The 25,347-nt window shown below is 73.4% G+C and carries 21 protein-coding genes; 7 read left to right on the forward strand and 14 right to left on the reverse strand.

Annotation, left to right across the window (positions count from 1 at the left end):
* Complete coding sequence (locus R9X44_RS20715; RefSeq protein WP_319815873.1) at positions 1-1,146, forward strand: MFS transporter; 1,146 nt, start codon at positions 1-3, stop codon at positions 1,144-1,146.
* Here R9X44_RS20715 and R9X44_RS20720 read toward each other — a convergent pair.
* The 3 genes from R9X44_RS20720 to R9X44_RS20730 are packed head-to-tail and all read right to left on the reverse strand — an operon-like array spanning position 1,101 to position 4,753.
* The gene (locus tag R9X44_RS20720) at positions 1,101-3,770 is read right to left on the reverse strand and encodes a fumarate reductase/succinate dehydrogenase flavoprotein subunit (RefSeq protein ID WP_319815874.1); all 2,670 of its coding nucleotides are present in this window, start codon (positions 3,768-3,770) and stop codon (positions 1,101-1,103) included. The genes R9X44_RS20715 and R9X44_RS20720 overlap by 46 nt on opposite strands.
* 12 nt (positions 3,771-3,782) lie before the next feature.
* Complete coding sequence (locus R9X44_RS20725) at positions 3,783-4,010, reverse strand: ferredoxin family protein (RefSeq protein ID WP_319815875.1); 228 nt, start codon at positions 4,008-4,010, stop codon at positions 3,783-3,785.
* Positions 4,010-4,753, reverse strand: a complete 744-nt coding sequence (locus tag R9X44_RS20730; RefSeq protein ID WP_319815876.1) for a GntR family transcriptional regulator — start codon at positions 4,751-4,753, stop codon at positions 4,010-4,012. The genes R9X44_RS20725 and R9X44_RS20730 overlap by 1 nt, the downstream gene beginning before the upstream one ends.
* Before the next feature lie 307 nt (positions 4,754-5,060).
* Between R9X44_RS20730 and R9X44_RS20735 the strand changes: the two genes are divergently transcribed.
* Entirely contained in the window at positions 5,061-5,348 is a 288-nt protein-coding gene (locus R9X44_RS20735) for a hypothetical protein (protein ID WP_319815877.1), read from the forward strand.
* On the opposite strand, the gene R9X44_RS20740 is transcribed toward R9X44_RS20735, so the two are convergent.
* The 3 genes from R9X44_RS20740 to R9X44_RS20750 form a co-directional block, all read right to left on the reverse strand.
* Entirely contained in the window at positions 5,335-7,839 is a 2,505-nt protein-coding gene (locus R9X44_RS20740) for a DUF6493 family protein (RefSeq protein WP_319815878.1), read from the reverse strand. The two genes, R9X44_RS20735 and R9X44_RS20740, sit on opposite strands and share 14 nt — an antisense overlap.
* Before the next feature lie 692 nt (positions 7,840-8,531).
* A complete protein-coding gene (locus tag R9X44_RS20745) occupies positions 8,532-11,108 on the reverse strand; it encodes a DUF6493 family protein (protein ID WP_319815879.1) in 2,577 nt (858 codons plus the stop codon).
* Between the two features lie 43 nt (positions 11,109-11,151).
* The gene (locus R9X44_RS20750; protein ID WP_319815880.1) at positions 11,152-11,406 is read right to left on the reverse strand and encodes a hypothetical protein; all 255 of its coding nucleotides are present in this window, start codon (positions 11,404-11,406) and stop codon (positions 11,152-11,154) included.
* A 143-nt stretch (positions 11,407-11,549) separates the two neighbouring features.
* Between R9X44_RS20750 and R9X44_RS20755 the strand changes: the two genes are divergently transcribed.
* Entirely contained in the window at positions 11,550-12,404 is an 855-nt protein-coding gene (locus tag R9X44_RS20755) for an alpha/beta fold hydrolase (protein WP_319815881.1), read from the forward strand.
* A 21-nt stretch (positions 12,405-12,425) separates the two neighbouring features.
* On the opposite strand, the gene R9X44_RS20760 is transcribed toward R9X44_RS20755, so the two are convergent.
* The 6 genes from R9X44_RS20760 to R9X44_RS20785 all read right to left on the reverse strand — a co-directional run bounded on the left by R9X44_RS20760 (position 12,426) and on the right by R9X44_RS20785 (position 19,369).
* On the reverse strand, positions 12,426-12,917 hold the full coding sequence (locus R9X44_RS20760; protein WP_319815882.1) for a metallophosphoesterase family protein: 492 nt from the start codon (positions 12,915-12,917) through the stop codon (positions 12,426-12,428).
* A 66-nt stretch (positions 12,918-12,983) separates the two neighbouring features.
* Positions 12,984-13,772, reverse strand: coding sequence for a hypothetical protein (locus R9X44_RS20765; protein WP_319815883.1), 789 nt, complete (start codon positions 13,770-13,772; stop codon positions 12,984-12,986).
* Positions 13,773-13,774: 2 nt separating this feature from the next.
* On the reverse strand, positions 13,775-15,037 hold the full coding sequence (locus tag R9X44_RS20770) for a VWA domain-containing protein (protein ID WP_319815884.1): 1,263 nt from the start codon (positions 15,035-15,037) through the stop codon (positions 13,775-13,777).
* A 99-nt stretch (positions 15,038-15,136) separates the two neighbouring features.
* The gene (locus tag R9X44_RS20775; protein ID WP_319815885.1) at positions 15,137-16,408 is read right to left on the reverse strand and encodes an MFS transporter; all 1,272 of its coding nucleotides are present in this window, start codon (positions 16,406-16,408) and stop codon (positions 15,137-15,139) included.
* 470 nt (positions 16,409-16,878) lie between these two features.
* Positions 16,879-18,030 (reverse strand): acyl-CoA dehydrogenase family protein, encoded by a 1,152-nt coding sequence (locus tag R9X44_RS20780; RefSeq protein ID WP_319815886.1) that lies wholly within the window; start codon positions 18,028-18,030, stop codon positions 16,879-16,881.
* Positions 18,031-18,175: 145 nt separating this feature from the next.
* Complete coding sequence (locus R9X44_RS20785) at positions 18,176-19,369, reverse strand: cytochrome P450 (protein ID WP_319815887.1); 1,194 nt, start codon at positions 19,367-19,369, stop codon at positions 18,176-18,178.
* Positions 19,370-19,576: 207 nt separating this feature from the next.
* Between R9X44_RS20785 and R9X44_RS20790 the strand changes: the two genes are divergently transcribed.
* Both R9X44_RS20790 and R9X44_RS20795 read left to right on the forward strand, forming a co-directional pair.
* Positions 19,577-20,179, forward strand: a complete 603-nt coding sequence (locus R9X44_RS20790) for a TetR family transcriptional regulator (RefSeq protein ID WP_319815888.1) — start codon at positions 19,577-19,579, stop codon at positions 20,177-20,179.
* 108 nt (positions 20,180-20,287) lie between these two features.
* On the forward strand, positions 20,288-21,448 hold the full coding sequence (locus R9X44_RS20795) for a phosphotransferase family protein (protein WP_319815889.1): 1,161 nt from the start codon (positions 20,288-20,290) through the stop codon (positions 21,446-21,448).
* A gap of 12 nt (positions 21,449-21,460) precedes the next feature.
* On the opposite strand, the gene R9X44_RS20800 is transcribed toward R9X44_RS20795, so the two are convergent.
* Positions 21,461-21,835 carry a helix-turn-helix domain-containing protein gene (locus R9X44_RS20800; RefSeq protein WP_319815890.1) on the reverse strand — a complete coding sequence of 125 codons (375 nt, stop codon included), beginning with the start codon at positions 21,833-21,835 and terminating at the stop codon, positions 21,461-21,463.
* 104 nt (positions 21,836-21,939) lie between these two features.
* Here R9X44_RS20800 and R9X44_RS20805 point away from each other — a divergent pair, with 104 nt between their 5' ends.
* Together R9X44_RS20805 and R9X44_RS20810 are read left to right on the forward strand one after the other, a co-directional pair.
* On the forward strand, positions 21,940-22,566 hold the full coding sequence (locus R9X44_RS20805; protein ID WP_319815891.1) for an NAD(P)-dependent oxidoreductase: 627 nt from the start codon (positions 21,940-21,942) through the stop codon (positions 22,564-22,566).
* Between the two features lie 158 nt (positions 22,567-22,724).
* Positions 22,725-23,594 (forward strand): metal-dependent hydrolase, encoded by an 870-nt coding sequence (locus R9X44_RS20810; RefSeq protein WP_319815892.1) that lies wholly within the window; start codon positions 22,725-22,727, stop codon positions 23,592-23,594.
* 633 nt (positions 23,595-24,227) lie between these two features.
* Here the strand turns inward: R9X44_RS20810 and R9X44_RS20815 are convergent.
* The gene (locus tag R9X44_RS20815) at positions 24,228-25,346 is read right to left on the reverse strand and encodes a DNA alkylation repair protein (protein ID WP_319815893.1); all 1,119 of its coding nucleotides are present in this window, start codon (positions 25,344-25,346) and stop codon (positions 24,228-24,230) included.
* Between the last annotated feature and the right edge of the window lies 1 nt (position 25,347).

The following is a 25,347-nucleotide window of genomic DNA, read 5'->3' on the forward strand; positions in this document are numbered from 1 at the left end:
GTGTATCTGCAGGTCGGCGTCTACGCCACGATGATCTACGGGCTGAGCGCGGCGCTGCCGATGCTGCGGGCCGAACAGGGCGTGTCCCAGTCCGTCGCCGGGCTGCACGGCACCGCGCTCGCCGTTGGAACGATCCTCTGCGGGACGGTGCTCGGGCGGCTCACCCGGCGGTTCGGCCGCCGCCGGGTCGTCTGGGCGGGCCTCGCGGGCATGAACGCCGCGGTGCTGCTGATCGCCGCGCTGCCCCTGCTGCCCGTCACGCTGTTCGGGTACTGCCTCGCCAACGCGGCGGGTTCGCTCGTCCTGTACGCGGGCATGGCCGCGCTCACCGACCACCACGGGCCCGGCCGGGGCGCCGCCGCGATCAGCGAGGCCAACGCCGTCGCCGTCAGCATCGGGATCGCCTCGACCTTCGTGCTCAGCCTGCTCGCCCAGTCGGCGTTCGGCTGGCGGGCCGGGCTGCTCGTGCCGCCGCTCGCGTCGGTGCTCCTGGCGCTCACGCTCGGCCGGCGGTGGGTGCGGGAGCGTCCCGCCGCGCTGGACAAGGCGGCGTCGGGCGGCGGGCCGCTCGGGCTCAGGTTCCAGATCATGGGCGGGGTCCTGCTGTGCGTCGCCGCCGTCGAGTTCTGCTTCAACCTGTGGGGGGCCGAGCTGTTCGCGCGGCGCACCGGGCTCAGCCTCGAGGCCGCGGCGACCGGGCTCACCGCGTTCACCGCGGGCCTCGCCGTCGGCAGGTTCACCGGGGCGAGGCTCGCGCTGCGGCACTCCCCCGCGTTCCTGCTCGTCGCCGCGCTCGGGGTGACGGGCGCGGGCTGGCTCGTGTTCTGGCTGGCGACCGATCCCCTGTTCGGCTATCTCGGCCTCGCGCTGTCCGGCATCGGTGTTTCAGTCCACTTCCCGATGTGCGTGGCGATGCTGGTGGAGGCGTCAGGGGGGCGGACCGACCTCGCCAACGCCCGCGCTTCGGTGTTCGCGGGCGTCGGCGTGGGGGCCGGGCCGTTCGTGCTGGGGGCGCTCGCCGACGGGTTCGGCCCGCACCCCGCCTTCCTGATCGTGCCGGTGCTGCTCGCCGTCGCCGCCGCCGCCGTCGCGTACCAGCATCACCTTCCCGCGCCGGCCTCCGAGGCCAGTCCTCTGCGGGCGTAGGCGCGGACGTCGGCGTCCGGGTCTTCCAGGGCGTCGGTGAGGGCGGCGTCGCGGGACGCGGCGGGCGGGTGGGCGGCCAGGGCGATCACGGCTGCCTTGCGGACGTCCAAGTGCGGGTCGGCAAGGGCGCGGGCGAGGTCGGAGCCGTGGGCGGGCGCTGCGGCCAGCGCCGAGGCCGCCGCGGAACGGACCTCCCAGGACGGATCGGACAGGGCTGGGACGGACAGGGCGGGGGCTCCGTCGTAGGAGGCGAGGGCCTTGAGCGCGGCGGCGCGGACCAGGGGGTCGTGGTCGGCGGCCAGCGCGCTGAGCGGGGCCGTGCCTTCCGGGGCGGCCAGGTGGCCGAGTCCTGCGGCGGCCGTGATGCGCACCTCGCGTGCGGGGTCGCCGACGGCCTTGGCGACGGCGTCGGTCGCGTCGAGGGAGACGAGGCCGCGCACCGCCTGAAGGCGGACGCGCTGGTCGGGGTCGGCGAGGGCGCGGGTGAAGTGGGCGATGTCGCCGAGGCGGAGCGCGCGCAGCACGTCGAGGCACGCGGCGCGGGCGACGGGGTCGGCGTGCTCGGCGCGCAGGGCCGCGGCGAGGGCCGGAGTCGGCGGGATCACCTCGACCAACTCGCGGAGCGCGGTCGCGGCCGCGTGCCGGACCGAGGCGTGTCCGTCGTCGAGGGCTCCGGCGAGGACCGGCGCGAACCCCTCGGGGACCGTCTCGGTGAGGGTCGCGACGGCCGCGCGGCGCACCTTCGGGTCGGCGTCGGCGAGGTAGGGCGCGAACGCGTCGACGCCGGGCGAGGTCTCGGCGAGGGCGAGCAGTTCGAGGATGCGCGGCGATCGCGCGGCGGCGGGGGCGCGTCCGCCTGCGGGGACGTGGCCGGACGGGGTGAACTCCGTCGGCGCGAACCTGTCGATGACGGTACGTTCACCGCCGGGCGGGACAAAACCCTCGACCTCCACGAGATAGTCGCGGACCGGCACCCTGACGAACTCCATCCCGCCGTCGGCGGCCCGCCTGACGTTCAGGTGGGCGAACCACGCGGCGTCGTCGCGGCCCGGCAGGTCGGCGCGGTCGTGGTAGAGGCCCCAGCGGCTCTCGGTGCGCACGAGGGAGGACCGGGCGGCGAGCTCGGCGCAGTCGCGGATGAAGGAGACCTCGACGCAGCGCATCAGCTCGTGCGGGGTGCGTCCGCCCATCCCCGCGATCTCCGCCGACATGCGCGTGAACGCCTCGAGGGCGAGTTCCAGCCTTGTGCCGGTCTTCGGCGGGGCCACATAGTCGTTCACGAACCTGCGGAGCTTGTACTCGACCTGCTGCTGCGGCGGGCCGTCCGGGTGGCGCAGCGGCCGGTAGACGAGCTCGTGCGCGGCGGCGATCTGGGCCTCGTCGGGCTCCCCGTGCCGGAACGAGGCGGCGGCGTCGGCCCCGGCGAGCTCGCCGAAGACGAACGCGCCGATCATGTAGTTGTGCGGGACGCATGCCAGGTCGCCCGCCGCGTACAGGCCGGGGACGGTCGTGCGGGCGTGCTCGTCGACCCACACGCCCGACGCCGAGTGCCCGCCGCACAGGCCGATCTCGGAGATGTGCATCTCCACGTCGTGGGTGCGGTAGTCGTGGCCGCGTCCCGCGTGGAAGGTCCCCCGGGTGGGGCGCTCGGTGGTGTGCAGGATGCCTTCGAGCCGCGTCAGGGTCTCGTCGGGCAGGTGGGTGGTCTTGAGGTAGATCGGGCCGCGCGCCGAGTCGATCTCCCGCTTCACCTCGGCCATCATCTGGCCGGACCAGTAGTCGCAGTCCACGAACCTGTCGCCCGCGGCGTTCACCTGGTAGCCGCCGAACGGGTTCGCGACGTAGGCGCAGGCCGGGCCGTTGTAGTCCTTGATGAGCGGGTTGATCTGGAAGCACTCGAGGCCGCTGAGCTCAGCGCCCGCGTGGTAGGCCATCGCGTATCCGTCACCGGCGTTGGCTGGGTTCTCGTAGGTGCCGTACAGGTAGCCGGAGGCGGGCAGGCCAAGGCGTCCGCACGGGCCCGTCGCGAGGACGACGGCTCCTGCGCGCACCACAACGAACTCGCCGGTACGGGTGTTGAATCCTGCCGCTCCTACCGCCCTGCCTTCTGAGGTCAGTACGCGGACGGGCATCACCCGGTTCTCTATCCTGACGCGTTCGCGCATGTCCCTACGGCGCAGCACCCGGTACAGGACCTTCTTGACGTCCTTGCCCTCGGGCATCGGCAGCACGTACGCGCCCGAGCGGTGTACCCGCCTTACCGCGTACTGGCCGTGCTCGTCTTTCTCGAACTTGACGCCGTAGCCCTCAAGGCGTTTGACCATCGCGTAGCCACGAGTGGCCGTCTGGTGGACCGTCCGCTGGTTGACGATCCCGTCGTTGGCGCGGGTGATCTCCGCGACGTAGTCCTCGGGGTCCGCGACGCCGGGGATGACTGCGTTGTTGACGCCGTCCATGCCCATCGCCAGCGCCCCGGAATGCCGGACATGCGCTTTTTCCAGCAGCAGGACGCTCGCGCCGTTCTCGGCGGCGGCTATCGCGGCCATCGTGCCCGCGGTGCCGCCGCCGACGACGAGCACGTCACAGGTCAGCTCGGTACGGTCGGCGAGCTCGGGGATCTCCATGGGCGGGCCGCCTTAACGCAGAAGGTAGGGGATGTTCACGGTCACCGCGCCGGTCGGGCAGCGGTCGGCGCACGGGCCGCAGTACCAGCACTCGTCCACGTACATGTGGGCCTTGCCGGTCTCGGGGTCGAGCGCGAGGGAGTCGAGCGGGCAGACGTCGATGCAGAGGGTGCAGCCTTCGATGCAGAGGCTCGGGTCGACGGTGACGGGGACGTCCTGACGGTGTGGAACGAGGGGCATTACGGACTCCTGTGCAGTGCGCCTTGCAGGGTCAGCCTGTCGCCCCGGAAGCGGATGAACTCCAGGTCGACGGGCCGCCCGTCGGCGAGATGGGTGAGCCGCTCGGCCAGCAGGAGCGCCGCGCCGCGCGGCGTCTCCAGGACCGCGGCGGAGTGGGCGTCGGCGTTGACCGCCTCGATGCCGAGGTCGGCCCTGCCGAGCGGGCCCGCGAGCCGTTCGATGAGCACGAACACGTCCTCGTTGACGAGGTCCTGCTCGAGCACCTCACGGCCGAGTTCGGGTTCGAGGTAGGTCTGGTCGAGACTGAGCGGCACGCCGCCGAGCCTGCGCAGCCGTTCGATGTAGACGACGGGTGAGCCGTCGGGCAGGCCGAGCCGCGCGCCGATCGCGGCGGGCGGCGTGACGACCCCGCCCGCCCGCAGCTCGTTGACGACGGGGCCGTGCTCGCGCAGCGTCTCGTTCAGGCCGAGCAGCCGGTGCAGCCCGTGCGGCACCTTCACGGCGGTCACGAGCGTCCCGACGCCGGGCAGCCGCTCGATCAGGCCCTCGCCGCGCAGCAGGTCGAGCGCTTCGCGCACGGCGTTGCGGGTCGTCCCGAACTCCGCGACGATCCGCTCCTCCTTGGGCAGCACCCCGCTCTCGAACGCGCCACGCCGGATCTGCGCCCTCAGCACATCGGCCACCTGCCGGGCCCGATCGGCCCTCGGCCGCCGCCCGTCGTCACCCCCGATTCCGCTGCTCACACCGCATAACCTACCGACCCAGTAGGAAACTTCAATAACGGTGAGGTCACGCCACCCGCCCCCCACCCCACCCAGGCCAAACCCACCAAACCACCCCACTTCCGCCACCCCAAGACCCCACCTCACCCCCCACGCCCCCGCCCAACCCGCCATCACCCGCACACCCCTCGCGAGCGAGATCGCCCCGGCGCGCGCGGGATCGTCGACCAAGGCTCCCCACCCGCGCATCCCGGGCGGGAAGGTCAACCCGGCGCTCGGCGCGCGCGGATTCGTCGGCCAAGGTCCGCTGCCCAGGACCTATCGCCCGGTGCCCCTGACGGGCGAGATCGCCCCGGCGCGCACGGGATCGTCGGCCAAGGCTCCCCGCCCGCGCATCCCGGACGGGGAGGTCAACCCGGCGCTCGGCGCGCGCGGGATCGTCGGCCGGGGCCGTCGCCCGCCTGCGGGCGGCGGCGCGGGGGAGTCGGCGGCGGTCGTCCAGGCGGCGGTGAGGGTGGCGGTCGCGGCGGAGGGTCGTCGCGTGGTGGACGGGGCGACGATCGGGGCGGGGTCGGGCGATCGGTGGGGTGCCGGTGTCCGGGTCAGGGGGAGGTGAGGGTTTGGTGGAGGGTTGTGGCTTCCTTGGTGGTGCGGGAGGTGCGGGAAAGGGGGGTCCAGGCGGTGAGGGCGGGGATCGGGGTGCGGATGTGGTGGAGTTCGGCGGTGCGGGTGGCCAGGGCGAGGAGGTCGTTGAGGCCGCGCGGCGGCGCGGCGGCGGGGGTGGGAAGGAGGGCGGGGATCGCCTCGGCGAGGACGGGCCAGAGGTTCGCGCCCGCGAGGGTCGCGTCGGTGAGCGCCTTGACGACGCGCGGCAGGAGGATCGTGCCGGAGCCGGTGAACATGGCGAGCAGCGCGCCGAGGTCGCGGGCGGGCAGCGCGTCATGGGCGGCGAAGGACAGCAGGGCGTCGAGGGCCCCGGCCCGCTCGCGCTGGTGCTTCGACGCGAGCGCGAACAGCAGGACGGCCGCCGTGGCGTTGCCCGTCGGGCCCGTCGCGTCGGACAGGGACAGGACGATGCCGCCCTGCCCGTACCGCTCCTCGGGCCAGGCGCGGACCTGGCACATCATGTGCAGGGCCGTCAGCTCACGGTGGGACGGCATGACCGACGGCCACCACGGGACCGAACCGTGGTGGCCGAAGTGCCAGGGTTTCGCCTCGAGCAGCGGGGCCGCCTCGCCCAGCGGCAGCTCGGGCGGAAGGTCCGGATATGCGTGGATCGACCCGGCGAAGCGCGGGCCCACGCCGTCGGCGAGCGCGCGCAGCCGCCCGGAGACCGCCGTGGTGAGGGCGTCGTCGGGATCGGGCAGGCCGCCGGCCGCGATCCAGGCGCGCACCGTCTCCGCCGACGGCGAGACGAGCCCCGACGGCAGCGGGCCCGCGTCGCGCGGGAGCCTCAGCAGCGCCTGGGCGAGATCGACCGGGCCCGGCTCCACGCCCGCCTCCTCAAGCGTGCGCAGCCGGTGCGCGAACACCTCTGGGTCGAGGTGGCCGCTCGCGCTCGTGGGGGTGGCGAGCAGCACCGGGTCGCCCAGGTGCAGGGCCGCCTCAAGGTAGCGCTTGCGCAGGAACGTCGCGGGCGACGGGCGGGCGGACGCCCCGTCGGCCCTGGCGAGGCGGACGCGCAGCTCCTCGTCGAGCTCACCGGGACGCGTGGTCCGCACGAGCGCGTTGAAGACGAGCACGACCCCGTCCATCGCCCCGCCCTGGCGCATCGGCCAGGCGTACCGCTCGGCGTGGGCGCGCGCCTCGGCGAACACCGCGCCGCCGAACGTGACGAGCCCGGCGACCAGGCGTTCTACGTCGCTCCAGGGCGCGGCGTCCGGTGCGCGCAGGTGAGCCAGGACCTCGGCGAGCAGTTCAGCGGATGAGGCGATCGGCGGGTCGAGCTCCCGGGGCGCGACCGGGTACAGCGCCGTAACCTCCACGGGCGCGGGCTCGGCGACCTTCCCATACGCGGCGGCGATCTTCTCGCGCAGCGGCGCGGGCAGCTCGGTCGACGCCGCACGGACCGCCTCGGCCGTCAGCGGATCGGCGGCGTCGCTGTGCCGCACCGCGAGCCGCACGGCCCGCTCGCGGGTGTCGGCGTGGTCGATCGCGAACGCCGCGACGGCCGCGGCGACCGTCGCGCGCTCACGTCCCCCGGCGGTCCGGTCGAGCCAGCCGAGCGCGGCCCTGAGCAGTTTGCGTTCGGTGCGGAACAGCAGGGCCGCCGTGGTCTCGGCGAAGGTCTCCTCAGGCAGCGGCGCGAGCGCGTCGACCGCACGCACCTGCTCGAACGCGAGCTCGGCGACGGGCAGCGCGGCGTCCGGGAGCAGCCGCACGTAGTCGCGCAGCCTCGGCGCGGACTCCTCGGGCGTCGGCGCGAGCACGCGGTGCAGCGCGACGTACCAGGCGATCTGCCGGCCCTTGCCGCCGCGCAGGAACCGCCGGACGCACCCGTCGAGCAGGAAGCCACGGTCGACGTGCGCGATGATCTCCTCGGCGAGGGTCAGCGAGGCGTTGTGCTCGAGCACCTCCGGCGGCCCGACCGGCGCCTGGTCGAGCAGCGCCCCGCCAACGCCGTCCTCGGCGAACAGGACGGGCACGAGGACCGGGAAGAACGGGTCTTCGGCCACCGGCTCCGGACGCCGGAAGCGCAGCCACGCGGCGGCGAACGCGAGCGTGGCGGGCGGCGGCGCGCCCTCGGCGCGCAGCAGGCCAGCGGCGATCTCCCAGGGGACGGGGTCGCCGCCCCAGTCGAGCAGTTCCGCGAGGCGCAGCCGCGCCACGAGCCGCGCGGCGAGCTCGAGCCGCCATTCCCGTGGCCGTTCGGCGAGGACGGTAAGCGCGGCGCGCGCGGTGGACCCGTCGTCGTCCCACGTCTGCAGCTCACGTCTGCACACCCATGCCGCGACCGCGGCCGCCCCGCCGAGACTCCCCGCGCCCGCGACCCGCAACGCCCCGGCCCGCTTGTCCCCGCCCCACGAGTCAAACCCCAGCCCCCGCAGAAACCCCCCGATCTCCTTGCCCACCACCTTCCGCTCCGCGTCGTCAAGCCCCCCAAGCACACCCGCGACCCCTTGCGCATCCGCCCTCCCCACCGCATCCCGCACCCTCCCCCAACCGCCACCGGCATTCATCTCACTCACCCCCGCAAACTACCCACCCCCTCCGACAAAACCCACCCCAGCCCTCAAGCGCACGACACAAAGACCCGCGGAGACCCCGCACACCGCCCCGCAGCCACTGAGACAATCCGCCCCCGCCCCTCAGACGCGCCGATACAAAAAGGTGCGGCGCCCCTCGCACCGCCCGACACTGACAGAACCCGCCCCGACGCGCAGGCCGCAGGCGCGCAGGCGCAACGACATACGGAGGTCCCTCGCATCGCGGGACCGCTAACAGGACCCGGCCCCCGGCTCCCGGACACGCGGGTGCGCGGGTGCGCGGGTGCGCGGGTGCGCGGGTGCGCGGGTGCGCGGGTGCGCGGGTGCGCGGGTGCGCGGGTGCGAAGCGAGGCTCCCTCGCGCCGCGCGCGGGCGCTGATAGAACCCGACCCGCGCCGCTCCGGCGTACGGGTGCGAAGACGGGTGGGGGCGAAGCGAGGCCCCTCGCGCGGGGCGCGGGTGCTGGCAAGGCCCGGCCCTGACGCTCGGGTGTGCGGGGGCGAAGATGGGTGGGGGCGGTGGGAGGGGCTTTGTGCCGCGTGTGGGTGCTGACGGGACGCGGTGGCCGACGTTCAGGGGTGCGGGGGCGGGGGTTAGGGGGTTAGGAGGGTGGTTAGGTGGGTGGCTTCTTTTGCTGCGCGGGAGGTGTTGGATCTGGGGGTCCAGGTTTGTAGGGCGGGGATGGGGGTGCGGATGTGGTGGAGGGTCGCGTTGGTGGAGGCGGCTGCGAGTAGGTCGGCTAGCGCGGCGGGGGTGGGGTCGGATGGGGCGGGCAGGAGGGCCGGGATGGCGGTTTCGAACAGCGGCCAGAGGTTCGCGCCCGCGCGGACGGCGTCGGCGAGGCAACCCGTCACTCGGGACAGGGTGATGTCGCCCGATCCGGTGAGGATGGGGATGAGGGAGCCCATCGAGGCCGTCGGGACGGCGTCCTGGGCGGCGAAAGACAGCAGGGCGTCGAGGGCTCCGGCGCGGTCGGCGGTGTGCGGGGAGGACAGGCCGTAGACCAGGAGGGCGGCGGTCGCGGGGCCGGTCGGGCCCGTGGCGTCGGCGAGGTCGAGCAGGATTTCGCCCTGCTCGTACCGCTCCAGCGGCCACCACTCGGCCTGCCGCAGCAGGTGGACGGCGGTGAGCTCACGGTGTGCGGGCATGACCGAGGTCCACCAGCGGGCCACCCTGTGCGTCGCGGCGTCGTCGATCGTCGCGGTGTCCAGCCGGGTCAGGAAGGCCGCCGAGCCGGTGCCCTCCGCGCCGGTGGCGACCGCGTGCAGGCGCTTGCCGTGGGTGGTCTTCGGCTCCGCGTCCCAGAACCCGCGCCGTGACCTGCGGTACCCCACGACCTCGTAGGCGATCTCCGGGTCGGGCAGCCCGCCGCCCTCGATCCACGACCGCGCGGTCTTGGCGGCGGGCGAGACAAGGCCGTCGAGGACCGACGCGGCGGCCTCGCGGGGCAGCCGGAGCAGCGCCTGTTCCAGGTCGTACGCGCCGGGTTCCAGACCCGCCTCCTCCAGCATCCGCAGCCGCGCCGCGAACACCTCGGGGTCCACGTGGCCGGTCGAGGAGGTCGGGGTGGCGAGCAGGGTCGGGGCCCCGAAGCGCGCGGTGGCGTCGAGGAAGCGGCGGTGCAGGAACCGGGTGAGGTGCGGCCGTCCGGGAAGGGTCTCCGCCTTACCGAGTCTGTCGCGCAGGTAGTCGATCACGCCGCGCTGGGGGCGGCCCCTGGCCAGGCTGTTCAGCACGAAGTGGACCCCCATGAGGCCCGAGGCGTCGGCGTGCAGGAGCCAGGGGTGGCGCTCGTTGAGCGCGCGCAGGTCTCCGGCGATCGCGGGCCCGTGCGTGACGAGGCCCGCGAGCAGCCGCTCCCCGTCGGCCCAGCGCTGGGCGCGCGGCGACCGCAGCTCGGCGAGGACCGTCTCGAGCAGTTCGGCGGGCGACGCGATCGGCGGGTCGAGCTCGCGGGGCGCGACCGGGTACAGCACCGGCGGCTCGGCCGCTTCTTCCGGCTCGGCCGCGCCGCCGTAGGCCGCCGCGATCGCCTCGCGCAGCGGGCCGGGCAGCACCGCCGCCGCCTCCCTGACGGTCTCGGCGGCGAGCGGATCGACGGCCTTCGCGTGCCGGACGGCGAGGCGCACCGCCCTGTCGCGGGTGTCGGCGTGCTCGATCGCGAACGCGGCGGCGGCCTGCGCGACGACGACGCCCTCACGGCCCTTGGCGGTCTTGCCGAGCCAGATAAGCGCCGCCTTCAGCAGCTTGCGTTCCGGCCGGAACAGCAGCGCGGACGCCGCTTCTGCGTAGGTCTCCGGGGCGAGCGGCGTCAGCGCGTGCACCGCCTTGACCTGCTCGAACGCCAGCTCGGCGACGGGCAGCGCGGCGTTCGGCAGCAGCCGCACGTAGTCGCGCAGCCTCGCCGCGGACTCCTCAGGCGTCGGCGCGAGCCTGCGGTGCAGCGCGACATACCAGGCGATCCGGCTGCCATCGCCGCCGCGCAGGAACCGCCGGACGCATCCGTCGAGGAGGTCGACGCGGCGGGCGTTGGCGACGATCTGTTCGGCGAGCGGGACCCCGCCCTCGCGCGCCGGGGCGTCGAAGGGGGCCTGGACGGCGAGGATCGGGCCGAGGCCGTCGGCGTCGAACAGGGTCTCAAGGACCCCGGGGAACAGCGGGTCGTCGGCGACGGGCTCGTCGGGCCGCCAGACCAGCCAGCCGCCCGCGAACTCCGGCGTGCGCGGCGGCGGCTCGCCCGCCTCGCGCAGCAGCGCGGCCGGCACCTCCCACATGACGCGGTCGGCCCCCCAGGCGAGGAGTTCGGCGACGCGCAGGCGGCCCACCAGGCGGCGCGCGTAGTCGAGCCGCCATTCCCGCGGCCGGTCGGCGACGACCCGCACCAGCGCGTCGGTGAGCGTCGGTTGGTGCCGCCAGTCGCGCAGGTCGCGCCGCGCGGTCCACGCGGCAGCGGCGGCGGCACCGCTGAGACAGCCCGTCCCGGCGACGCGCAGGGCGGACAGACGCGGTCGGCCGGCGGCCGGGAGCAGGCGCAGGAGCTCCTTCGTCCGCCTGCCGACGGCCTTGCGCGCCTCGGCGTCGAGCCCGCGCACCACGTCGGCGACGACGACGGGCTTGGCCGTGCGCACAGCCGCGAGCACCCGCTCCCAGGCCGCTTCGTGATCACTCATGCCGCGACCATAAACGCCGCCGCCGACATTTCCGCGGCCCGGCTCAGCGGGACAGCAGCGCGAGGGCGAGCCCTACGCCGCCCACGAGGCACGGGAACCCGAGGAGCGGGCGGAGGTCGGCGGCCGTCAGCCACGCCCTGAGCAGGAGGAACAGGGCATATGCCACCCGGACCGAGCCGTGCTGCCGCAGCAGGCGGGCGCGGGCGTCGGCGCGCGTCGGCCGGGGGCGCAGCACCCCTGACCCGACGAGGGCGACGGCGCACACCACGAGGACGGCACGGTACTCGACGTCCGACATGCCGTGAACCTAGGAGCGCCGATGTCCCGGGGCACAGAGCCCGGTGTCCCAAGCGCGCGGGTCCCGGTGGATGGGAAGCGCGCTGACAGGAAGGTGTCCTGTGCGGTAGACAACGAGGGATCTTCTTGCCGCGAAGGGGGACGATGTACGCGCGAGTGCGGGACACGAACTTGTACTTCGACGTGGAGGGCGCGGGCCTCGTCCACTACAAGGGAACGTGGCGGGAGAAACCCGTCATAGTGGCGCTGCACGGCGGCCCGGGAGGCGAGCACAGCGCCTACAAGCCCGTGCTCTCCGGGCTCGCGGACAAGGCGCAGATCATCTACCTGGACCACAGGGGAAGCGGCAGGTCCGCGCGCGGCCCCCGGGAGTCCTACACGCTGGAGAACAACGTCGAGGACCTCGAGGCGCTGCGCCTTCACCTCGGCCTGGAGAAGATCGCCCTGCTCGGCGCGTCTTACGGCGGCATGGTCGCGCTCTCCTACGCGGTCCGGTACGGGGAGAACCTTTCGCATCTCGTCGCGGTCGCCACCACGCCGAGCCACCGGTTCCTGCCCAGGGCACAAGAGATCCTCGCCGAGAGGGGCACGCCGGAACAGCGCGCGGCGGCCGAGCCGCTGTGGACGGGAACCTTCGGGAGCGAGGACCAGCTCAGGGAGTACTTCGAGATCCTCGGCCCGCTGTACTCGCGCACCTACGACCTGGCCGAGGCGCGCAAGAAGCGCAGAATCCTCAGCCCTGACGCGCTCAACGAGGGCTTCGCGGGCTTCCTGCGCGCCTACGACGTCTCCGCCGACCTGCCCCGCATCACCGTCCCGACCCTCGTGCTCGGCGCGCGCCACGACTGGATCTGCGCGCCCGAGTTCTCGGTCGAGATAGCGCGCGGCATCCCCGGCGCTGACCTGCGGATCTTCGAGGAGAGCGGGCACAGCATCCTGTCGGACGAGCCCGAGGCGTTCCTCGACGCCGTGCGCGGCTTCCTCACCTACAACGACTAGCCTCCGACGCCGTCACACCGCTCACGTGACGGCGACGATCTCCGCCGCGACGAGCCGTCCCGCCTCGACCGTCAGGATCCCGACGGTCCCGTGCGGCTGACGGCGTCGGTCGGTGGGCGACCCGGGGTTGAACACGCGGAAGCCGCCCTCGCCCTCGTCCCAGGGGATGTGCGAGTGGCCGAACACGACGAGTCCCGCGTCGGGGAAGGCGCGGCGGAGCCTCGCCAGCCTGCCCTTGGCGGGGCCGCTGTCATGGACCATGCCGACGCGCAGGCCGTCGAGGTCGATCTCCAGCCGCTCCGGCGCGCCCCACGCGGCGACGTCGGGCCCGTCATTGTTGCCGAGGACCGCGTGGACGGGGGCGAAGCCGGCAAGCTCGTCGAGGACTTCGGCGGTGCACACGTCGCCGGCGTGCAGGATCACGTCGGCTCCGCGCAGGAGCTCGGCCACGGCGGGCGGGCATGAACGCCACCGCCGCGGCGCGTGCGTGTCGGAGATCGCCACGACTTTCACCCGGCCATCCTCCCGCACACCTGAGCGCGCGGCCCGGCACGGCGCGAAGCCGTGCCGGACCGGGCGTCAGGCGAACCAGCGGCGCGGGTGCCGGGTGAGGGTGTAGCCGAGGACGCCCATCAGGGCGGCGAGCACGCCGCCGACGATGGTCCAGGTCCAGCGGCCGGTCAGCCGCGCAAGCCAGCCCTCTCCCTTCGCCTCCGGCTTCGGCGCGGAGTCGACGGTCGTGGGCGCGGCCGTCGCGTCGGGCGCGAGGGTCGTTCCCGCATTCACCGGCGGCGAGAGCGGCGCTTCCATGCGCGCGCCCGCCGGGTGCGCCTCGCCCTCCCTGACGCTCAGGTCGAGCTCGGTGCTGACGGGCAGGCCCAGATCGCGGTCCGGCAGCCCGGTCGCCGACAGCCGCAGGTAGTACGTGCCCGGCAGCGGGTCATACGACCACGGGTCCGCCCACGTCCTGATCCTGCGCAGCGTGCAGCCGAGCTCGACCTGGGCCGCGTCGCGCGCGGCGGTCGCGGTCTGCGCCCCCGCCGTGCAGGACTGGCGGCGGCGCAGCCCGTCGAACACGTCGAGGGTCCAGGTCATCGGGCCGTGCCTGTCGGCCGACGGCGGCAGCGCGATCCGCACGTCGACCTTGTGCGACTCCCCCGCCGCCGCGGCGAACGACCAGTACAGGTAGTCGCCGGTCATCGCGGTGACCTTGACCCGGTGGCCGGGCTCGATGACCGTGGCGCTGAGGAACGACGGCCCCCCTGTCCTGACCTCGAGGTCGGGGACCGTCGCGTCCTCGTCGGCGAGCGCGGGCGCGGCGCAGGCGAGGACCGCCCCCGCGGCGAGGGTGAGCATGGTGCGGCGCATGGTCAATTCGCCCTCCGGAGGGAGATCCGCCAGCGGGCCAGCCAGCCCGTGACGAGCCCGGCAACGAGGCCCGCGAGGGCGAGCACGAGCAGCAGCGTCCAACCGCGGCCCAGGACGGGTTCACCCGGGTCGGGCGAGGCGGCGACGAGGTCGACGGTCAGCTCGAGCGGCATGCCAGGCGACGTGCTCACCTTGGGCGGCGCGGAGAAGGAGTTGCTGACCACGAGGCACACCGTCCTGACCTCGGCGTCGTCGTCGTCGGCCGAGCGGCCGTCGGACCAGCGCAGGCCGGCGGACTGCACGTCGGTCCTGCCGCTGCCCGCGTCCGAGCCGCGCACGAGTTCACGGCCGCCGCTCGCGGTCGCCCGCAGCAGCACCCCGTAGTCCCGGTTCAGCTTACGGTCCAGGGACAGGCTGACGGACGCGCGCAGTTCCTGCCCCGGCGCGAGCCGCACCCGGTACCAGCGGTGCTCGCCGATCTCCTCACGGTCGGTGTAAACGCCGGGCGCGAGCACCGGCGCGGTGGCGCAGGCCGCGGTCCCGCTGACGTGCAGGGGCGCTTCGGCGTAGGTGTCCACCGCGCGGTTGATCAGCAGCTGCAGCCGCTCGGTGAGCTGCGCCTGGTTCTGGATGGCGGTGTAGGTGCCGCCGGTGGCCTCGGCGATGCAGGTGAGCTGCCTGCGGACCTTCGCGTCGAGGGTGAGGCCGAGGGTGTCGATGACCAGGTGGGTGCCGCGCGCGGCGAGCTCGCGGGCGACGTCGCACGGGTCGGGCAGGCCGCAGGAGTCCTCACCGTCGGTGATGAGGACGATCCTGCGGGTCGTCTCGCCGGTGCCGAGGTCGTCGGCGGCGGCGCGCAGCGCGAGCCCGATGGGGGTCCAGCCGGTCGGCGCGAGCGTCGCGATCGCGGTCTTGGCCTCGACCTTGTCGACCACGCCCACGGGGAACAGCAGCTTGGTGTCCTTGCAGCCGACGGCCTTGGTGCTGCCGGGGAACCTGTGCTGTGAGCCGAGCAGGCGGATGCCGAGGTGCGCTTCGGCGGGCATCGCGTCCACGACGTCGTTGAACGCCTGTTTCGCGACGGCCATGCGGCTGCGTCCGTCGAGGTCGGCGATGCGCATCGACCCGCTGGAGTCGAGGACGAGTTCGACGCGCGGTGGTTCTTTGGCGGGGGTCTCTTCGGCGGCCGCCGGGAGCAGGCCCGGCCCCGCCACTGCGATGAGCGCGCCGAGCAGACCGGCCGCCCACCGTCGTGCGGTGATCATCCGGCGATGATAGTGATCTTCCGGTTCTGAGGTAGATCATCTGGACCTGCGGAGATAACGATTGGTTCGCCTTTTCCGTCCTGCTGTGTCCGGCGGGGCTCAGGGGGCGGCGCGGACGCGCAGCGCGACGAGCCCGCCCGCGAGGGTCGAGGCGGCGGCCACGAGGTAGAGCAGCGTGAAGTTCTTGTCCTGCCCGTGGACCGCGACGTTCAGCAGCAGGGGCGCGACGGCAGGGGCCGCCGAGTGCGGGACCGACGTCGCGAACTGGAGGACCGCGGTGTAACGGCCCGCCTCGGTGGCGCGCTCGGGCAGCACGTCGAGGGCGAGGGCCTGGTCGACCGCCGAGAACATGCCGAGGCCGACCGAGCAGACCAGCGATCCCGCGACGAGCGGGGCGAGCCCGTCGGAGAGTGCCATCGTGCAGGCCCCCGCCGCGTAGAGCACGCCGGACAGCAGGACGAAGACGCGACGGCGGCGCAGCCTGTCCGACAGAAAGCCGCCACCGAGCGATCCCGCCGCCGTCGCCGCCGCGCCCGCGCCCGCCAGCGCGGCGAGGGTCCCGGCCGCCTCCGCGACGGGCACGTCAAGCCGCGCGGCGAAGAAGAACGCGGTGAAGGTGGTGACGAGGGTGAGGCCGAAGTAGAACGCGAACCTGCCGAGCCAGACAAGGGAGAAGTCCCGGTGACGGCGTACGTCCCACACGTACGAGCGCAGAAGGGTGCGGACGGTAAGCGGCGGCGCGGGGGGAAGTCCTCGGCTGTCGGGCTCCCCGCAGGTCACCGCGAACAGCAGTACCGCCGCCGCGCCTATCGCGCCGGGTACGAGCAGCAGAAGGAGCGCGTCGCCCTTCAGCGCGCCCGCGAGCGAGACGCCGAGGAAGGGCGCGGCCATCGTCGCGAACCCGCCGAGTCCCGCGACGCGCCCGCGCCGCTCCGGCGGCAGCAGGTCGGCCTGGACCACCACGAGCTTGGTGAGCGCCTGCTGCCACCCGAGCGTCGCCAGCACCCACCCGGCCCCGAGCACCGCGACGGTCGGCGCGACCGCCATCACCGCGAGCCCCGCGACGCCGACCACCGCCCCGCCGACGACATAGGGACGCCGCCGCCCGTACCGGCAACGGGTCCTGTCGCTCAACGCCCCGAGCAGGGGCCCGCCCAGCACCGACACCAGCGCGCCGCCCCCGGTGACGTATCCCAGATACTCCACCTTGCCCGGCGCGAGCTGCGCGATCCTTATCGACAGCGAGATCGCCAACGGCGTCACGAACGCCAGGTACACGCCGAACTGCGCGAGCACCAGCGGCCCGACGAACCCGAACCCCGCCCTCCCCGCGGCGGACGGCGCGGCGACGGCGTCGGCATCGGACCGCACACTCAAGGGACCCCCACGGCTACACAGCGCACACCTTCCGCAGGAATCCTTACCCTGAGTAACCGCCCTCTACGATCCCACCCGGCCGGTGGACGCGGCCCACAACGCGGACGCCCGGCCCAGAAGGGGCAGCGGCCGGGCCGCAAGCGCGCTTCCGGGCCCGACGAACAACCGGCCTCCGAAACACGCGCCGGTGGACTGGCCCCGACGAACAGCCGGGTGTCCGTAACGCGGGCCAGTGGACGCGCCTGGCCCGACGAACAACCGGGTGTCCGCAACGAGGGCCGGTACACGCGGCCCGGCCCGCGTTCCGGCCCGACGAACAACCAGGTGTCCGTAACGCGGGCCGGTGCTTTCCTGCCCGACAAACAACCAGGTGCCCGTAACGCGGGCCGGTGGACGCGACCCGGCGCTGTCCCGCAGGGACAACGCGGTGCCGGGAGCTCAAGCGCGCTGCGGGGCGCGGTCGGTCAGGGGGTGTAGCCGAGGAGTTTGGCGGCGAGGTCGGTGAGGACCTCGGTCGCGCCGCCGCCGATCGGGAGGAGCCGGGCGTCGCGGTAGTGGCGTTCGACTTCGACGCCGTGCATGTAGCCCGTGCCGCCGTGCAGCTGGACGGCCTCGTCGCAGACGTGCGTGGCGCACTCCACGGCCGTCTGCTTGGCAAGGCACGCCTCGGCGATGACGTCGGCGCTGAGCCCGTCGGCGACGTAGCGTTCGGCGACCGCGCGGGTGTAGGTCCGCGCGACCTCGACCTGCCTGCGCATCTCCACGAGCTTGTGCCGGACGACCTGACGGGCCACGAGCGGCGCGCCGAACGTCGCGCGGTCGCGGCAGTACGCGACGGTGAGGGCGAGCGACCGGGACGCGATCCCGTACGCGTGGACCGCCAGACCCAGACGTTCCACCACGAACTGCTCGGCGATGTAGGCGAAGCCCGCGTTCTCCTCGCCGACGAGCCGGGAGACCGGGACGCGCACGTCAACGAAGGACAGCTCGGCGGTGTCGGAGCAGTGCCAGCCCATCTTCGCCAGCGCGCGGTCGACGGTCAGGCCGGGCGTGTCCTTGTCGATGACGAGCAGGCTGATCCCGCCCGACCCCGGCCCGCCCGTCCGGACGGCGGTCGTGATGAAGTCGGCCCGGACGCCGCTGGTGATGAACGTCTTCGCGCCGTTCACCACGTACGCGTCGCCGTCACGGACCGCCGTCGTGCGCAGCGCGCCGACGTCGCTGCCGCCGCCCGGCTCGGTGATGCCGAGCGCGCCGATCAGCTCGCCCGCGAGCGTCGGCCGGACATAACGGTCAATGAGATGGTCGCCGCCGCGCGCGACGATGTGCGGGAGGGCGATCCCGTGGGTGAACAGCGCGGCGGCGAGGCCGCTGGACATTCCGGCGTCGAACATCGCCTCCTGCGCGGCGATGCCGTCCAGCAGCGTGCCGCCCTCGCCGCCCTTGTCCTCGGGGATGCCGAGCCCCAGGAGCCCGTGCTCGGCCGCCGAGACGTGCAGCGCGCGGGGCACCTCCCCCGCCTCCTCCCAGGCGGCGAGGTGGGGGACGATCTCGCGTTCGGTGAACCGACGCGCGGTGTCGCGCAACAGCTCGTGCTCGGCGGTCCAGAACGGCACTGCGGCTCCTCGGGCAGGGGGCGGGGTCGTCGCGCAGGTCGGCGCGGTCGAGCGTCAGCGCCCGCCGGTCGAGAATCCGCGCGCGGCATCATGCCCATCCCGGGAACAAGCCGTCAAGCCCGACCTTTCCCGGCCGGGCCCTGGGCTACGGGATGACGAGGGGAAGCGACTCCCAGCCCCGGACCGTCGAGGTCGAGGCGAGGTTCGCCTTGTCCCAGTCGACGTCCCACTCGGGAAAGCGCTTCAGGATCTCCTCCATCGCCACCCTGCCCTCGAGCCGGGCCAGGGCTGCCCCGAGGCAGTAGTGGATGCCGTATCCGAACGTCATCTGGTGTCGGATCTTGCGGCGGACGTCGAAGCGGTCGGGGTCGGGATAGCGGCGTTCGTCCCGGTTCGCGGCGGCGACGAGGAACAGCAGCGCGTTGCCGGCCGGGATCGTCCGCCCGTGGAACTCCACGTCGGTCATGACGGCCCGGGCGACCGCGTGGCCCGCCGGCTCGTACCGCAGCACCTCCTCGACCGCGTTCGGGATGAGCGACGGGTCGGCGACGAGGTCGCGGCGCTGGTCGGGATGCTGGGCGAGCAGGGACCCGATCCAGCCGATGAGCCGTCCCGTCGTCTCGTTGCCCGCGCCCGCGACGACCGTCATGTAGGTGACGACCTCGTCGCGGCTGAGGGTGCGCCGGACGCCCTGCTCGTCCTCGAACTCGGCGGTGAGCAGTTCGGTCACCAGGTCGTCCGACGGGTGCGCGGCCCGCCAGTCGACGTAGTCGCCGAGCTGCTCGAGGTCCATGACCGCGCCACCGCTGAAGTCCATCTGGCCGCCGTCCTCGGTGGTGAGGAACCTGTCGGCGGAGTCGCGGATGGACTCCTGGTCCTCCTCGGGGATGCCGAGGAGCGCGCTGATGACGCGCATGGGCAGTTCCGCGCCGACGGCGGCGACGAGGTCGAACCCGTCGGAGCCGACGAGCGGGTCGAGGGTACGGCGGCAGTAGTCGCGGACCATCGGCTCGAGCGCGCCTATCCGGCGCGGGGTGAACATGCGGGTGAGCAGCCTGCGGTGGATGCCGTGCGCGTCGGGGTCCTCGAAGATCAGGGTGCCCGGCGGGATCTCGATGCCCGATTTGATCAGTTCGAGGATGTTGCCCCGCGCCGAGGAGAACGTCTGCCAGTCCGGCAGGCCCCGGTCGAGGTCGGCGTAGCGGCTGACCGCGTAGAAGTCGTGGGTCGCGTTGTAGTAGAGCGGAGCCTCGTCGCGCAGGCGCCGGTAGACCGGGTAGGGGTCCTTGCCGATGACCGGGTCGTAGGGGTCCCAGCTGATCGGGTCTGCAGTGCCCACCGTCATTCCCTCCATGGCTCGCCTCAGGAACCTCGGGGTCCGTGGCCCCCGAGCATGCTGGGCGATTGCTCAGCATGCTCGTCCAAGGTGTGTACCACCGGGTTTCCGAGCCGGTCAAGGGCCCCTCCGGGTATGATCGACATGTGTCATTGACAAACGTCATTGACGATCATCGGCCGATTGCGGGCTGGAGGGCGGTGGTTTGCGGTGCTCGGCGAGGGGACGTCGCGACGTGACGCGCAGCGGATCGAGACACGTCAGCGGGTGTTCGACGCGGCGGTCGCGGAGTTCCGCAAGGCGGGGGTCACGGCCGCCGACATCGGCGCGATCGCGGCCGCGGCGGGGGTGGCGCGCGGCACGTTCTACTTCCACTTCCCGACCAAGGAACACGTGGTCGCCGAGGTCGTCCGGCGTGAGGAGCGGCGGGTCGCCGACGGGCTCGTCCGCTTCCTCGCCGTCCCGCACGACCTTGGTGAGGTGTTCGGGGAGATCGTCCGGCTCGTCCTGGCGACCGAGCGCAGGGTCGGCAAGGCGCTGTTCCGTGAGGTGCTCGCCCTCTACTTCTCCCCCACGCGCCCCGACACCGACGACTGGGCCGAGCACCCGGTGATGGTGCTGGTCATCGGGGAGATCGCGCGGGCCAGGGAACGCGGCGAGGTGCGTCAGGAGGCCGACCCGGCGCACAGCGGCTACTTCTTCTTCCTCGGGCTGTATGCCCTGCTCACGACGTTCCGCGGGTCGAAGGCGATTCGTGCCGGGCTCGTCGCGGAGTTCGTCGCGGCGAGCCTGCGCGGGCTCGAAGCGCGCTGACGCCGCCCGGCTTCCCGGACATTCGGCCTACATCGGTCAGCGCCCGGGAAGTCCGGCTCTCTGGATCTTCGGCGTGGTTTGATCCGGGGGCTCTCGAAGGAGGCCCCCATGACCGCACAGTTCCTCGTCACCGCGTCCGGCCTCGGCCTCGCCGTCAAGGAGGCGATCCGCGCGGGACTCGACCGCGCGACGCCCGGCGGCGCGGTGCCGCTGCACGTCGGCGGGATCACCGAGCGGTGGCTGAGCGACGCGCTCGGCCTCGCGCCCGGCACGATCACCGCGGTGCGCGTCGTGGACGAGCACTCCGGGACCGCCGCGCGCGTCCGCCTGGCCGTCGAGTCCGAGGGCGAGGAGCTGCCGGACCACCTGTTCCTCAAGCTCCCGCCGCGCGACTACCTCCAGCACGTGCTCATGAACCTGTTCGACCTGGGCATCCGCGAGATCCACGCGTACCGCGCGCTGGGCGAGGCCCCGCCCGTCCGGGTGCCCCGGTGCCACGCGGCCAAGGCCGACAAGGCCGGGCGGCGCTCGGTGCTCGTCCTCGAGGACCTGACGGAGACCGCCACGTTCCGCACGGTCGTCGACTCGGTGAGCCGGGAGGAGGCCGAGGCCGTCATCGACGCGTTCGCCGGCCTGCACGCCGCGTACTGGGGCACCGACCGCTTCAAGACCGACCTCGCGCCGCTCGCCCAGCGCTCGCCCGGCGCGCTGCGGCTCGGCGACATGATCCGCCGCCGCTTCCTGGAGAACATCGACGGGCACGCCGCCGACCTCGTCCCGGAGACGATGAAGCTCCAGTGCCGCGTCTTCTACCGGCGCAGCGCCGACATCGACGCGTTCTGGGCGGCCCGGCCGCAGACCCTCCTGCACGGCGACCCGCATCTGGGGAACCTGTTCTTCGAAGGGCGCGCGCCGGGGTTCCTCGACTGGCAGGTCGCGATGGCGGGGCCGGGGATACGCGACGTCGCCTACTTCGCGACGTCGTCGGTCGAACCCGATCTGCTCCGCAAGATCGAACGTTCCCTTGTGGAGCGGTACGCGGCGCGTCTCAGCGCGCTTGGCGTCGCCGTCAACGCCGACGAGCAGTGGACGCTGTACCGCGCGGCGGTCACCGAGGCGTACCTCGCGGCGGTCTGCACCGCCGAGGCCGGGGAGCGCATGCAGCCGCGCGAGGTGTCGCGCACGGGCGTCGCCCGAGCCGTCGCGGCCGTGGCCGCCCACGACTCCTTCACCCTCCTCACCTCCCTCATCGACAGCGAGCACCCCTGACACGGGTGGTTGTCAGGGGTGGTGGGCGGTCTCGTAGGACTCGCGGGCGTCGAGGAGTTCGTCAAAGTGCTCCGCGGCCCAGCGGCAGGCGGCGGCGAGGGGCTCGAGGAGGGAGCGGCCCAGGGGCGTGAGGGCGTATTCGACGTGCGGGGACGGGCCGGGCAGGACCGTGCGGGTGACGAAGCCGTCGCGTTCCAGGGAGCGGAGCGAGTGGGTGAGCGCCTTCGGCGTCACCCGGCGCAGCGGGACGCGCAGTTCCGAGTAGCGGCGCGGGCCGTCCTCAAGACAGCGCAGGACGAGGGCCGCCCACTTGTCGCCGAACCTGATCGGGGTGAGGGAGGACGGGCAGAGCTCGTCGAACAGATCGGCCGGGAGTGGCTGGCGCATGCGCCCACGATAACCGGTATCCGGGGGGATACCGGGGCGCCGGTTAGCGTCCGGGGACCGGTCGGCGCGTGGGCGTCGACCCTCGCGGAAGGGCGGAATCGGACATGGACCTCGTGGTCTTCGGAGCGGGCGGCAGGGCGGGGCGGCGGGTCGTCGCGGAGGCGCTGCGGCGCGGTCACCGGGTGACGGCGGTCGTGCGGGACCCGGCCAAATACGCGGGTGAGCTCGACGGCGCGCGGGTCGTCGCCGGGGACGTCACCGACGCGGCGAGCGTGGCGGCCGCGGCGGCGGGTCAGGAGGCGGCGGTCAACGCGGCCGCCGAAGTCACCGCCGACCCGCACGCGTTCTTCACGTCCGCCTCCCGCGCCCTCGCCGACGGCCTCGCGGGCGCGGGCGTCGGACGGCTCGTCGCGGTCGGGCTCTCCTCGGTGCTGCCCGGGGCGTTGGGCGTGCCGCTGATGGACGAGCCCGGATACCCGAGCGAGTACCGGGCCTTCTTCCTCGGGCACGCGGCCGGCCTCGCCGAGCTCGAGAAGTCGGACCTCGACTGGGTCTACGCCGCGCCCGCCGGGGACTTCGACCACACCGGGGCGTCCACCGGCCGGTACCGCGTCGCCCCGCACTCGTCGGCGGAGAGCCTGATCACCTACGCCGACTTCGCCCTCGCGCTCCTTGACGAACTCGAATCGCCGAAGCACCACGGGACGTCCGTCTCCTTCACCGCCGCCTGACGCCGTCCCGTCCGCCCGCCCCTGCCGTGGACGGCGGGGGCGGGCGTTACGTCTTGACGCCGCTTGTTTCATCCGCCCATTATTAGACGGAATCTCCAACAAGGGAGTGCGTCAGGTCCTGCGCTCCCGGAGGACCACGGCTACGAGACGAGGCCCCCATGACCGTCCCGACCGCGCGACCCACCCCCAAGCGGACCATGCAGGTGCGCCGCGTCCGCTTCACCCACCCCGAGGGCTCGTTGCGCCGCCACTACGTCGTCGGCGAGGACGGTGAGGGCGACCTCGTCATGAGCCATGTGGTCGCGGTCCTGTCGGCGACGTTCCCGCCGGGCGAGGACTTCTTCATCCGGTCAGTCCAGCACTACTCGGACCGGATCACCGACCCGGAGCTGAAGCGTCAGGTGAAGGTGTTCATCGGGCAGGAGGTCGTGCACGGACGCGAGCACGACGCGCTCAACCAGGCGCTGCGCAAGATGGGCTACCCGACCCACTGGGTCGACGCGTTCGTCAAGCGCACGATGGCCCTCAGCACCCGGTTCCTGCCGCCGCGCGTCGCCCTCGGCCACACCGCGGCCCTCGAGCACTACACCGCGACGCTCGCCGAGTGCCTGCTCACCGACCCGCGCGCGCAGGCGCTGCTCGGCGAGTCCAAGGTCCGCGACATTCTGCTCTGGCACGCCCTCGAGGAGGCCGAGCACAAGGCCGTCGCCTTCGACGTCTACCGCGCCGTCGGCGGCTCGGAGCGCATGCGCCGCCGCACCATGATCGAAGCCTCCGTCGGCCTCTTCACCGTAACGATCCTCTTCACCCTCCTCTCCCTCCTCACCGACCCCGCCACCTACAACCCCCGCCGCCTCCTCCGCTCCCTGCGCGCCCTCCGCCACTCCCCCTTCCTCACCCCCGAAATCCGCACCCGCATCCGCGCCTACCACCACCCCACCTTCCACCCCGACAACCACAACACCACCCAAACCCTCACCACCTGGCGCACCCACCTCTTCCCCCCCACCACCCCCACCCACCCCTAACCCACCCACCCCCACCCATAACGCACAGAGTGCGCAACGCGCAGAGCGCGCGCACAGCACAGCGCGCAGAGTGCACAACGCAGGGCGCAGACCCCAACGCGCACAGCGCGCACAGCGCAGAGCGCGCGCAACGCGCAACGCGCAACGCGCAACGCGCAACGCGCAACGCGCACAGCTTAGAGAAACAGCGCAGAGTACAGCGCGCACAGTGCCCACAGCGCAGAGGGCGCACAGCCCGAGGCGCGAGGCGGGAGGCGCCGGGTAGGCGCAGGGGTCAGGTGTGGCGGGAGCCGGGGGGCGAAGGCCACGGGGCGCAGGCGCGGGGTCGCGGGGCCGGTCGGGTGCAAGACGCGGGGCACGTGGCCGAACCGGGGCGGGCGCGGAGCGCAGGGTGGGCGCGGGGCGCGGAGCGCAACGCACAGAGGGCGCGCACAGCGCGAGGCGCGAGGCACGAGGCGCGAGGGTCGGGAGTGACGCGAGGCGGGGGGCGGGGGGCACGAGGCCACAGGGCGCAGGCGCGGGCTGTAGGGGCGGGCCGGGAGCGAACGCGGCGCACGTGGACGAACGGGGGCGGGCGCGGAGCACAGGGTGGGCGCAGGGCGCGCGGGGTGCGGGGTGCGGGGTGATGGAAGGTTACTGGTGGGGGGGTGGGGTGAGGGTGAAGGGGGTGGGGTTGTGGGGGGTGCCGTTGATTTGGAGGGTGAGGGAGTGGGGGCCGGGGTGGAGGGGGCGGGTGGACAGGGGTTTGAGGGGGTGGCGGCGGGTGAAGGTCAGGCGTTCGCCGGGGGGCAGGGAGCAGGCGGTGAGCTTGAAGACCTTGGGGTTGGTGCGGCCCGTGGCCTTGCGGTAGTGGACGACGTAGTCGATGACCAGGCGGGCGGCGGACTGCCCCGTGTTGGCGACCTCGAAGGCGAAGTCGAGGTGGGAGCCGACCGGGACCTCAAGGGAGGTCAGGCGCGGGCCGGTGACCGTGACCTGGACGTCGGGCGTGAAGCCGAGAAGGGTCAGCGCGCCGGGATGTCCGCGCTTCACCGCGGTGCGCAGGGCGTGCCTGACCGTCCGCGCCGTGTGCTCCCCCGACGGCGACAGTGCATCCCACCCCGCCGCGATCTCGACGGCGAGCGCAGGGTCGGCGTGGCTGATGTCGTTGACGTGGTTGGCGACCGACCTGCGCACATACTCCGACGGGTCATGGTGGAGCGCGTCGAGAAGGGCCCGTGTCGCCAGCGGACGCGCCAGGATCTCCGGCACCCGGACGGCCCAGGGCAGCCGTGGCCTCGTCCCCTCCGACGCGAGCCGCCGCACGTGCTCGTCCGGATGGTCCGTCCACCCGGTGACGATCGCCAGGGCGCGGTCGAGGTCGGCGCGCAGCAGCCGCCGGATCGCGAACTCGCCGGTGAAGACAGGCGTGAGCTCCATGAGCAGCGTCAGCGCCTCGTCGAACGCCGCAGGGGTCTCCTCCTCAAGCGCGCGCGTAACAACAGCCTCGGTGACCGGCCAGACCATCCAGCCGGTGAACGCCGGATCCCGCAGCGCGGCGCGTGCGCTCTCGCGCATACCCGCGTGCCCTGCGGGCAGGGAGGCGAGCAGCGCGAGGGTGAGCGCGTCACTGCGTTCCCGCAGCGCCAGCGCGCCGATACCCGGCGCGACGCCGCGCACCGCCTCGGCTGCGGCGCGCCGCCCCGTCCTGTCGAGCACCGCGGCAAGCTCCGCGACCTCCCGGCTACCCAGCAGCTCATCCGCGAGAGGCATG

This window comes from Actinocorallia sp. A-T 12471 (genome assembly GCF_033875155.1).
Lineage (GTDB): Bacteria > Actinomycetota > Actinomycetes > Streptosporangiales > Streptosporangiaceae > Actinocorallia.